1 protein-coding gene is annotated in these 506 nt (G+C 54.5%); it reads left to right on the top strand.

The window, feature by feature from the left end; all coding sequences use genetic code 11:
- Nucleotides 1–261 precede the first annotated feature (261 nt).
- Entirely contained in the window at nucleotides 262–435 is a 174-nt protein-coding gene (locus tag PYV55_RS16000) for a hypothetical protein (RefSeq protein WP_275853223.1), read from the top strand.
- Nucleotides 436–506: the final 71 nt, after the last annotated feature.

Raw genomic sequence — 506 nt, 5'->3', positions numbered from 1 at the left:
GGTTTGTTTTTTGGCCTCAGCATCGGCGGCGTTCATCACCAGGGTCCCCGTCCCCGTCATCCGCTCCCGCAACCCCGCGCTCTGCTATCCCTCGGTGGATCAGCGGCTTTAGCGCCAGGTTCACGTGGGGCTTCACAACACGCTACCCTCCTTGCCTGTTGCCGCCGACCGAAAATTGACAGTCTGAAAGGGCAAGTGCCGATCGAAAATTGACAGGGGTGTTCCACTGCTCTGCTAAAACTTTCAGCAGGGATGTAAGAGGTGATCACCATGGACATGATTGGCAAGGTAAGGCGCATGAAGTTGCGCGACCAACTCTCTGACGGAGAGATTTGCAGACGAACGGGACTGGCCAGAAACACGGTCAAGAAGTGGCTCAAGGCGCCCGGCGACATAACCCCTGTTGATTCCAATCCAAAACTGAGCCACCTATGAGGTGATTCCGTTTCAAAACTGAGCCACGTTATCCACATATCCTGCTGATTTTTTGAGCAGGGGACATAGGA

The organism is Extensimonas soli (assembly GCF_029211265.1).
GTDB lineage: Bacteria > Pseudomonadota > Gammaproteobacteria > Burkholderiales > Burkholderiaceae_C > Extensimonas > Extensimonas soli.
This window is presented reverse-complemented; position numbering and strand designations above follow the sequence as displayed.